Annotated in this window: 9 protein-coding genes and 1 pseudogene; 3 read left to right on the forward strand and 7 right to left on the reverse strand. The window is 44.8% G+C overall.

Features of this window, described 5'->3' with window-relative positions; genetic code table 11:
- Positions 1–102 precede the first annotated feature (102 nt).
- The 7 genes from AC2VDX_RS11845 to AC2VDX_RS11875 form a co-directional block, all read right to left on the reverse strand.
- Entirely contained in the window at positions 103–2,634 is a 2,532-nt protein-coding gene (locus tag AC2VDX_RS11845) for an nSTAND1 domain-containing NTPase (protein ID WP_378178938.1), read from the reverse strand.
- A 15-nt stretch (positions 2,635–2,649) separates the two neighbouring features.
- Positions 2,650–3,870 (reverse strand): CHAT domain-containing protein, encoded by a 1,221-nt coding sequence (locus tag AC2VDX_RS11850; RefSeq protein ID WP_378178916.1) that lies wholly within the window; start codon positions 3,868–3,870, stop codon positions 2,650–2,652.
- A gap of 135 nt (positions 3,871–4,005) precedes the next feature.
- The gene (locus AC2VDX_RS11855; protein WP_378178918.1) at positions 4,006–4,779 is read right to left on the reverse strand and encodes a uracil-DNA glycosylase family protein; all 774 of its coding nucleotides are present in this window, start codon (positions 4,777–4,779) and stop codon (positions 4,006–4,008) included.
- Between the two features lie 93 nt (positions 4,780–4,872).
- Positions 4,873–5,049, reverse strand: coding sequence for a hypothetical protein (locus AC2VDX_RS11860; RefSeq protein ID WP_378178921.1), 177 nt, complete (start codon positions 5,047–5,049; stop codon positions 4,873–4,875).
- Positions 5,050–5,320: 271 nt separating this feature from the next.
- Positions 5,321–6,268, reverse strand: coding sequence for a DUF1822 family protein (locus AC2VDX_RS11865; RefSeq protein WP_378178924.1), 948 nt, complete (start codon positions 6,266–6,268; stop codon positions 5,321–5,323).
- Entirely contained in the window at positions 6,265–7,032 is a 768-nt protein-coding gene (locus tag AC2VDX_RS11870; RefSeq protein WP_378178927.1) for a hypothetical protein, read from the reverse strand. The genes AC2VDX_RS11865 and AC2VDX_RS11870 overlap by 4 nt, the downstream gene beginning before the upstream one ends.
- 307 nt (positions 7,033–7,339) lie before the next feature.
- Positions 7,340–7,558, reverse strand: coding sequence for a hypothetical protein (locus AC2VDX_RS11875; protein WP_378178930.1), 219 nt, complete (start codon positions 7,556–7,558; stop codon positions 7,340–7,342).
- A gap of 118 nt (positions 7,559–7,676) precedes the next feature.
- Between AC2VDX_RS11875 and AC2VDX_RS11880 the strand changes: the two genes are divergently transcribed.
- From AC2VDX_RS11880 to AC2VDX_RS11890, 3 genes and pseudogenes are all read left to right on the forward strand, one after another.
- A complete protein-coding gene (locus AC2VDX_RS11880) occupies positions 7,677–7,880 on the forward strand; it encodes a hypothetical protein (RefSeq protein WP_378178933.1) in 204 nt (67 codons plus the stop codon).
- Positions 7,881–8,102, forward strand: coding sequence for a hypothetical protein (locus AC2VDX_RS11885; RefSeq protein WP_378178936.1), 222 nt, complete (start codon positions 7,881–7,883; stop codon positions 8,100–8,102).
- Between the two features lie 298 nt (positions 8,103–8,400).
- Positions 8,401–9,273 (forward strand): annotated as a pseudogene (locus AC2VDX_RS11890) (TIGR02921 family PEP-CTERM protein); the annotation flags it as partial.
- Positions 9,274–9,455 lie beyond the last annotated feature (182 nt).

Consider the following 9,455-nt stretch of genomic DNA (forward strand, 5'->3'; position numbering starts at 1 on the left):
CATTCGTTTAAAATCAGATGGTGAATTTTCCAACGCTTGTTTATATTTCATTTTGCCGTCTATAATTATTAATTATTTCTCCCTCTGTTTAGCTTATTTTTTCTAATTCCGCAAGAGGTCTACTGTTTTGTCGGCGCTGGCGGAAACCAAAGTCTGACCATCTGGACTAAAACTTACACCCCACACCTCAGAATCATGCTTCTGCAAAGTGGGAAGTTTCTCAGGATTAGGGTGCCAGAGTTTAACTGTAGTATCTGCGCTAGCAGAAGCCAAACTCTGACCATCGGGACTGAAACTCACACTGTAAATAGAAGCGCTGTGTCCTTTGAGGGTAGCTTGCAGTGTGCCATCTTTTCGCCAGAGTTTCACCGTTTTGTCCCCACTGGCAGAAGCCAAAGTTTGACCGTCTGGGCTAAAACTGACAGCCCAAACTAGATCGTTGTGTTCTGTCAAAGTTCTGTAGGGACGAGTTTCAAACCCGCTTTTAGTATCGTTGCGGTGCCAGAGTTTCACAGTTTTATCCGCACTGGCAGAAGCCAAAGTCTGACCGTCGGGGCTGAAACTGACGCTATTGACCGAAGCGGTATGCCCTTTTAGGATACCCAACAATTTACCATCGCGGTGCCACAGTCTAATTGTTTTGTCGGTGCTAGCTGTCGCTAAAGTTTGGCTGTCTGGGCTGAAGCTAATACTTGTTACCCAAGAGCGATGACCCTTTAAGGTAAGGATTAGGCTTCCGTCTCGTCGCCAAAGTTTCACCGTTTTGTCCGCACTAGCAGAGGCTAGAAACTGACCATCCGGGCTAAAAGCAACGCTATTGACCTTGCCAGTGTGCCCTTTGAGAGTGGTCATGAGTGTACCGTCCCGGTGCCAGAGTTTCACCGTTTTGTCATAACTCGCAGAAGCCACCGTTTGGCTGTCAGGGCTGAAACTGACGCTTTTCACCTTGTCTCTATGTCCCTCCAGCGTCGTCAACAGCGTGCCATCGCGCCGCCAAAGTTTAACTGTACCGTCATCACTTGCAGAGGCGATGGTTTGACCATCCGGGCTAAAACTGAGGCTAATAACTGTTCTTTGATGTCCCTCCAGACGGTTATACTCTCTGACGCCGTAGACTGCTTGCTGTAGAACCGTTACAACTCGAATGCGGGTGTCGGGTTTGGCTTCGATGGATTGTTGCAGCTGTCTACCTGCCTTTAAACTTTCCAGCAATGCTTCTAGTTCTTTATTCGAGGCTAAGAGTTCATCTGAGGAGGCACTTAAAGCATTGAGTTGGGCATCGATTTCGCCTGTTTCGGCTCGCTGCCATTGCTTTGTAGCAATTCCAACCAGCATTCCTGCTGCGACCAAACCGCTAGTGATTCCCAGGATAACTTGTCTTCGTTGGCTCAAGCGTACCGCCTTCTCTCGTGCTTGTAGTGCCAAACTCGCCTGAATAAAAGTCTGTTCTTTTGGACTAAGATCCGCCGAACGGTCGGCATACCAATGTTGGGCTTCTAATAACGGCGCACCCCGCCACAGTACCCCCTCATCTTGCTGGCTATCCCATTGTCGCAAAGCTATCCGCAATCGCTCCTGCCAAGTCCGAAAGCTGCGGTCATCCTCGACCCACTGGCGCAAGCGTTGCCACTCCCGAATCAGCGCTTCATGGACGATTTCGACGGTTTCAACCCTGGTTGCCTCATCTTGTCTGCTGACAACCAAACGCGCATCCGCTAGGCGCGTAACTAAGTTCCAATTGTCTTGTCCTACGTCGGTGCGGGTGGCGATGCGGCGAGTATCGGCGGTGCCTTCACCGGGATGCACCAGTTGGAGAAAGATACGCTTTGCCTGTTGCTGTTCTTCCGGTTTGAGTGCTGCATACACCTGTTCGGCATAACTTGCGAGTGCTTGTTCGACACCCCCAATGGCATCATAAGCAGCATGAGTCAGGATACCATTGCATTGTTGTTCCCATAGCAAGGTCAGGGCAAACTCCAGTAAGGGCAGTTGACCGGGTTTGCAGCTGACGGCATCTAGAATGCGCGATCGCAATCCTTCCTCAATCTGTACGCCTAAATTCTGGGCTGGTTTTGCGATCGCTGCTTGCAGTTCCAAGCGGCTCATTGACCCTAAAAATTCTGGGGGAAAGCGCTGCAACGCAGAGGCAAAGGGATGATAAGAAAGTGCGTATTCGCAGAAATCCGCTCGTAACGTGAGAATTAGGGTAAACCTGGGTATCTGGTTAACAGCGGTTAATAATTCATCTTGAAAGCGTTGACGAGTTTCAGCTTCCTGACAAAGCGCGTACAATTCCTCAAACTGATCGGCAAATAAAAGTAGGTGGACTGTGGAGATTTTATCTAGAATGCGCTCTAACACAGCGATTAATGTCAAGTCACCCTGCTGAATTGCCGTTGCCAGTTTGTTGATTTCAACCAAACGATCCGTTTCACGCAACTGCGGTTCTAATAGGGGAATCAGCTGTTCTGCCAGTTTTAAAAAAGGACGATTCCCCGGACGAAAGCTAACAATTAGCCAGTTTTCTATCTGACGCAGACGCGGAATTAAGCCTGCAAACACTGCTGAAGATTTACCGCTACCGGAAGGGCCAATTGCGGTTACGAGTGGCTGATTATATACCGCTTTCAGCAGTTTCTCAGTGAAAGCCTATCTGCCAAAGAAAAACGGTGCATCGGCTTCTTGAAATGCAGACAAACCTCGATAGGGACAGGGAAGAATTGGGGAAGAATTAGATACTGGGGTAGAGTCACAATCTTGCCCAGTTTCTTTGCCTCTATCACTTAATCCTTGCCAAATTACGGGCACAGCGGTTGGATTTTGGCATATTACTGGCAACCAGCTGGCGCAGGGACATCGATCCTCTAAAGCTTGCAGCTGTTCTCGTGCTTCTCGGACAGCTGTATAAAAAGATTGACCACTGGCAAAGGCGGTGAGAAAATACTTGAGAAATTCCTGGGCAACCAAGTCAGGGACTGGTTCCCGCATGACAACGATTTGGGGAATGTGGAGACTTTCCAGGGAACGTGCTAAGCCTAGTCCATCGCAGGAATTGAAAATTGCCAGTTGTAAGCCGCGTTCTATTGCCTTTTTCAAAGCATAGGTTAATTCGGTGATGGATAAGCGATCGCTACCATTAATCTCAATCTCACCCGTTTCGCCACAAGAAAGGCTGGAACTATGTCCAGCAAAAAATAAGATATCCCAGCCTGCTGAGTCCCAAAGTTGTTGATATAGCTGGCGGCGTTGCGGTTCTACTAAAAAGACAATTTCTGCATCATCAAGTAAACTTGAAAGCAACTGTCGATCTGCTTCAATATCAATTCCATTCCCATTCCCCAAAATCGCTAAAATTCTAGGTTTTTCCCGTAATGGTGCATCAGTTTCCACCCGTTCATAAGCAGTTGCCCCCAGCGCTACTTCTGCCTTTGGGTAACGCTCGAAAAAATCCCATAAATGCCAAGGGAGTCGTCGCAGTTGGTTGTCTTCTATTTGCAGAATCAACCGCACTGTATCAGTTGGTAATAATTTTTCGAGTAATTTTTCTCGAATGGGGCGAAAAGACTCAGCTTTGAGCCAGATTGTCAAACTATCTGCTAAGGTTTGAGCAGACTGGCGGCAAGCGTTAAGTAAATCTTTTGGAGAACCCTGAGTAATTTGTCCCCCTCTTTCTTCCAAGCGAAACAGGAACGACAGACTGCGATAAATAGACTGCCAGTGTTCGTATTGTTCCAGCAGATGGGTTGCTGGAGGCAATTTACCTTTAGCACGGGTGGTGACAGCACGGTTGCCTTCTTCCCGAATTTCCAGCGTTGTTACTGCTCCCTGATGCAAGTCACCATCGATATCCAGGATGACTAATTTTTCCATCGCTGCCTGCTTTCGGGAACTTTCCTGAATTAAGTCATTACAGCATTAATATAGGCTCAAACTTAGCATATCTGAGGCAAATTAGCAAAAGCAAAATTCGCCATTATAATCTTTTTAGTTCTTGAAGGTAGGGAATCACGCCTTACTGAGTTCTTGAATAATTTTTGAGCGCCAAAACTGAATTTTATTGTTTTGGCTTGCGGGTTTTCCCATCAATTCTCTCCAGGCATGATTTGCGGCTCCGCTGGGATGGGGAAATTGAATTTGTCTGATTCCAAGTTCCATTCCTCTGATAGTATTTTTTGAAGGTTTTCCCCAAGTAACAATTACAGTTGGCTGAATAAATTCAAGCTCATGTTTCAAAATTATCAAGAATCTATTCCTGTCTTCTCGGCTTAATTTAACTCCTTGATATAGGCGAGAAAGAGCGCAAACCCAAACTTTATATATGTCGGTTAAATAAACCCTGTATCCCAACTCAAAGAAAACTTTTATAAATTCAAAGTAAAGCTTGGTTGTAAAAAGTTTTTCTCGACATCCTTTTGCATGAAATGCATAAGGGGTACCGATTGTGATTCCATCACTACTCTCATGTCGCATAGGATCTTGCCCAATAACCGCAATAACAGGTTTATCTGAGATGCCATTGTCCTCTTCTATAAGACTGGGCAAGTCAACTCCAACGGCAGGAGATTCATCATAGAGCTTCTGGAATGACTCATCATGAGACTTGAAAAAGTTCCGATTGACAAGAGGATGTTTAGGATACTCAGGAGCGTTAAATGTACTACGCAAACTATCGTAAAGCGAACGCAATTCTTCTTGATTAGTTTCAAATGTAGAGCAGAGAATTTTAGTTAGCTCTTGGAACTCATAGGCGCTGAACTCTGAAAATAAGTATTGGCTCATTTTTCTTGGCTTTACATTCAGGAATAGAAATTCGTGAAGAAATTAGTGGGTTGAAGGTGATGTGTGGTTTGCAAACGCTACGCGATCGCTCATTTACCCCGCCTCTTCAATATGATCGTTTTCTGTATCCATCACCTCAAACTTTACCTTGTTGTACAAATCCAGCAGTGAAATTCTAAAGGGAACTGAACTGAGAGCGATCGCTTCACCTTCCTCGTCATACTCACACAGCATCCATCGCTTCTTCCCGGTTTTAGAAAACTGCTCCACAGATATTCGGGTTTAATCCAGGAACAGAGATTTTTTAACTTCCAATTTTCGGGTAGGGGCACGGCACTGCTGTGCTCCTACGGAGATTCTGTATCATGCAAGTAATTTAATCTGCACTCCTCAATGTTTTGGCTCATCTAAACTCGCCTCTACAAGACACTAGACCTATTGCAAAAATCACCTATCCCATCTGTGTTCATCTGTAGTCATCTGTGGTTTCATTCCTTAAACCTGGACTTATGCAAAAAGTCTATTTTTCATCTAAAAATCCCTAAATGACAAAAGCTTCTGTAATGCTAATATCTCCTAACGCTACTTTGACACTAAATGGTTCCCCCATCTGTCCACTGAACTCATATTGCATGAAGGTGTCAGTCCCACTTGCAGTTATTTCTCGGAATATTTCCCCAGATTCTGTTAATACCATCAATTTCAGTTGAGGTGGCAGTGGTGTTTGTGGATTGATAGAACAAAGTTGCAGATGAATGCCTAATCTTTCCCGATTTTCTGGCTGGAGGGTGACAATTAAAACAACTGTATTTGTTTGCAACTCTATCCGCTTTGCCCGTCTTACAGTTGACCTGCGTAATGCTAAAAGGGGTGTTTGCGGCGTCAACACTTGCTCAACTGTCTGCCAACTTGACTCGAAGAGATTTTGTAACCAGTTGTTTAGCTGCGATCGCGTCTTGTCGGGTGTAGCTAACAACACCAATTCGAGTTGATCTAGGTACTCAATCAGTGCATCCAGGGATTGCAAGTCAGCGATTTGCAGTTCCTCCGGTGGATCGATACTAGCGATCGCGGGGGCAAATCCAATCAGTTGTGCTTCCTGTAAGTAGACTGGTTCCGTGGGAGTAGAACGCGATCCAAACTGAACTGCCACATAGCCAACTCGGTCTTGCATCACTTCTGGCGGTAGCGTAACAAATGTCTCCCCAGGAAGCACCGGGCGGCACTCTAACTTACCTAATTTGGGCAACACCAGATCCGCCACATCAAACATGGTTCGCATACCAGGATGCCAGCTGTCGCTTGAGGTGAGATTTGGTTTGTATCTCAACCATTTTAAATAGCGGTGAACTGCCCAGACAGCTAGGGTATTGAGATATACCCGCACCCCCTTTTCGGGAGTCGCTTGCTCTTGTGCAAATTGTCGCGCCAGCTGATGGGCGGTGTCGCTGAGAGGAACGGTAATAGAAGGGGGTGCAATACTGTTCATAAGTCTTCTACATTTGGTTGATAGCCCAAACTTCTAGCGATCGCTTGGAGAAGCGGGAGTCCCTTGTTTTTCCAATGCCAGTTCAGGGTGTTGTAATTAATGTTGAGATCCCGTGCTACAAGAGCGAGTTTGTCGCGTGGATACTTTAAGAGCAAGCGCTGGCTGAGGATTAGGCAGTTACACTCTGGATAAGCTTGGGGATGACAGCGCCGAAGTTTGCCTTCCGGATCTTGGTCAATATATTGCTTTAGTTGAACCCCAATTCTTTGATTTTTCTGCTGTTCCTGTTCTCGCTGGGTTTGTGCTTCTATTTCTAAGAGCGTACAGGGAACTAAAGCCGCCAAGCGATCGCTAAAAGTTTCACTTCCATCATCCCCCAAGGGAACATCAAGCGAGAGGGGTGGTTTCCTCACTTGTTCTTGAAATTCCGCTTGAGGATTCTTGGGATTTTTGGCGCGAGTCTGCTGGGAGGAATGCAAGTCCCGCACTTCATATTTCAGGCGTAATTTCAGGTTAATCCAAGCCACCAAACTCTTCTCTAAAGAAGGCTGTCTGGGTTCAAATTCCTGTATCTCATCACCTAATTTCAGCAATGTATCATCCAAAGCTTCCAAGTAATCTGGGTGCGCGGATCTCGCCAATCCTGGCAATTGCTGAATTTCGATCAACAGCTGATTCATCGCTTTTCGCCAGCTAAGGCTCCCAGATGGATGCTGACGGACTGCTTCAATTAATTTGCCAAGCCGCTCATCCCGTTCGTTCATAACAGGGAATTCAGTAAGATTCTCTCCTCTGGGTGTTGAGTCCTATCGAATCCATCTTCGTTTTTCACAGGTTTTATAAAGTTTTGTAACAAATATTGGGGATATCCCCACAAGTTTGAGGCGCGAGCCTGAGAGATCGGTAGAGCGATACCTGAATCTCTGATAGGAGGAGATGCCATGAAACACTTTGCAATCCTAATGTACTTTTTGCGCGATCGCCATAAATTTCTGGAAGAGATTAGTAAGGAGTAAGACTTGAAAACAAGATTGTTGCCCTATTAATTAGTAGTTCCGCATTTTTTGCACTTTATGGAGCAATTATCGGCTCATTTAGTGGCGGATTGCAAATGGTTGCTTCAGCCATTAAGCTACCAGTATTGTACTTAATTACACTAGCTATTTGTTTGCCTACTTTATATTTTTTCGATGTGATTACAGGCTCTAAGCGCAGCTTTGGACAATACATGGCTTTGCTGTTAGCTTCAATGTCAATCATTGGCGTGATGCTGTTCAGTTTTGCACCCATTATCAGCGTCTTAGCCGTATATTCACCCTTTTTTACGCTGTTTTTACCGATTAACTATCGATAATGCCAGCATCAGGTTTTCCGGAGAATAAAAATCAACTTTTAAAAACATAAAACCATGAATCTCAAGCAACCCCAGCAACAAAGATTACCGATTTTTTTAGTTTTGATTGTATTGTTGGGATATTTTTATCCAAAAATAGCAGTTACCGAAAATTATTTTCCACTTTATCCTGGTATAGATACTATCTATCCACCACGGTTCTCCGTAGAAAAATTTAATCTGATATCTGTGGAAATGTCTAGAAAAGAAGTCTTATAATTGTTAGGTAAACCTTCATTTAGAGGCGGCGTTCCTATTGATATCCCTAAAAAATATTCTTACAGGAAGCAGGTAGAAAATAATTTGACCTGGGGATATGGACTTGATGGTGGGTGTAGAGGGTGGTGCGATTTTGCGTGGGTTGGATACTTTATAGAGTTTGATAGTGAAAGCTCAAATGCAAAACTTGTCGAAACAAGACGGGAAGTATTTTTGGATTAATGAATACCCTGTCTATTTTTTTACACTTTATTGAGCGATCGCGTAAATGAATATATTCACTTACTCAATGAATATTTGCAAATTGGACTCAGCGTGCATAAGGAATTGAGGAATTAACGAACCGCCAAGACGCAGAGGACGCGAAGAAAGAAAAAGAAGAGAATTTTACAAAAGATTTAGAAGTGCTGTTGAAAAAATAAGGGCTAATGGCAATTCCACTTCGGATTGATATTGACAACCAACAATTATCAATCGTTTTCTAAGAAATCCAAAATGTGTTTCTAGGTCTAGCTGAGTTATGAAAAATCTGCTTCATGTCACATACCAAACCATCTTTTGGGTCTGCAATCTTACATTTTTGCTCGTAGTCTGCTTTGGGATATTGTCTGAGATTGGAAGTCAAATCCTCACTGGTGAATCTATTAGTCAGAACAATAGAGAATTCCTCATCACCCTTGCGGTTCTGATTGTGATATCGATTATCTGTACGGTGTCGGGCTTGTGGCGTTTCCGTAAGCCACCTTTACAGATGATAAGTCTGTTTTATGGCGTGGAAGTACCTCTGTTTTTCCTGGGCATACTCTTCTTTTTCCTCAGACAGGTACTCCGCATCAGGCTACCGGAACTTACGCCCGCTAGCGCCTTGATTCTGGGCACGGTAGTCGTTTGTATGGTTTCTTTTTACCTTGAAGTGCTATACGGCTATGCAAAACGTCATCAAGCGATCGCATGGTTACAAATGAGCGCTCACAGTCTGATGCCTGGAGTCGGTGTATACGTGGGGTTGCTGCTGCTATTTTATGCCGCACCCGCCGCTGTCTTTCTCATTTACTACTTCTTCAAATTTCAGTGGGTAAGGGAATTTTCGTATATATGGACTTCCGGAAAGTGGTGGATGCCCGTCTCCTTTATGCTCTTTTGCGTGAGCGTTGTCCTATCCCTGTTCATGCCTTGGATATTGGCAAGCTACTACATTCAATCTGGGCACCGAATCTTACACGCTTTTGCGGCTCAGTATGGGCGAAACCGCACTGTTATTGGTTCGGGGGTAGTGGTGAGTGCTTGGATGATTCTGTGCCTCTCATTCAATGCCCAGCCCCAGATCCAGGCATTTAAACTGTTAGAAAATCCAGCACCATCAGACAGCGAAAAGGCAGCACTCGTAGCCAAGTCCGATCTGATTCGGGATGGACTCCTGAACGCTTATTTTTCTTCCTATCGGTATCTAGTGGGACTTAAACAAATTTTAACCCCAAACAAAGCCCAAACTAGCTTTATAAGCAAAGAATACGTTCTGATTGTGGTTCAACCACTCAATAAAACGAAAAGACATCGCTGTACGAAACGCCTCTA

This window comes from Coleofasciculus sp. H7-1, from assembly GCF_057473865.1.

What these genes read in the sequence shown, in the direction of transcription:
- AC2VDX_RS11850 (WP_378178916.1), bottom strand. Translation starts at nt 3,870, where the DNA reads ATGGAAAAATTAGTCATCCTGGATATCGATGGTGACTTGCATCAGGGA.
- AC2VDX_RS11855 (WP_378178918.1), bottom strand. Translation starts at nt 4,779, where the DNA reads ATGAGCCAATACTTATTTTCAGAGTTCAGCGCCTATGAGTTCCAAGAG.
- AC2VDX_RS11865 (WP_378178924.1), bottom strand. Translation starts at nt 6,268, where the DNA reads ATGAACAGTATTGCACCCCCTTCTATTACCGTTCCTCTCAGCGACACC.
- AC2VDX_RS11870 (WP_378178927.1), bottom strand. Translation starts at nt 7,032, where the DNA reads ATGAACGAACGGGATGAGCGGCTTGGCAAATTAATTGAAGCAGTCCGT.
- AC2VDX_RS11875 (WP_378178930.1), bottom strand. Translation starts at nt 7,558, where the DNA reads ATGGGTGCAAAACTGAACAGCATCACGCCAATGATTGACATTGAAGCT.
- AC2VDX_RS11880 (WP_378178933.1), top strand. Translation starts at nt 7,677, where the DNA reads ATGAATCTCAAGCAACCCCAGCAACAAAGATTACCGATTTTTTTAGTT.